This window comes from Vibrio sp. 1401, assembly GCF_033340295.1.
Window position 1 is genome coordinate 1 of the sequence record NZ_JAWOWF010000698.1, and the last position, 555, is coordinate 555.

Sequence of the window (555 nt, forward strand, 5' to 3'; positions counted from 1 at the left end):
ACCTTTATACGACTCCTCAAAGTGTTGGTAAGCCGGCCAAATGGTCATGGCTTGCAGCGCGGTGTACGTGTCAACGCGCTGATCTGCACCCAGTACTTTATCGGTTCTGGTGGTGCGATTGACGGTCGCATCCAATACTCGGAATGAACTTGGCAGCGCCACAGGTGCGTCATGGTGAGTACTGAACTTTAACCCTGCCTTTCTCCCCGCTTGAGTTGGTGAAATGAAATCGGCACGAGGATGGCCGAGTACCGAGTCTACATGCCAGTCACCCCAATAAAAAGTATGCATTGGGAATAGAGAAGGGAAGATGCCTTGCGCAGCTAAGCGATCCACTTGGTCTTGGCGCATGGTTTGGCCGTGAATGAGTACAGGTCGGCGGTCTTGTTTTCCTAGCTTTTCATTTGCTTTGGTCACTGCGTTGATAAATTGCTCTATCGCAGCGTCACCATTGGCATGCGTCAGCACTTGCCATTCATTTTTAAAGGCCGTTTCTACGTAATCGTAAGCTTGTTGATCTTCAAAGGTTGGGTAGCCAGCGTAGTCTTTATCTTG

General features: G+C 49.7%; 1 protein-coding gene. It reads right to left on the bottom strand.

Translation table 11 applies throughout. From position 1 onward, the window contains the following. Positions 1 to 555, bottom strand: a 555-nt coding sequence (locus R7Z77_RS27660; protein ID WP_318137348.1) for an amidohydrolase family protein, incomplete at both ends; no start/stop codon positions are given.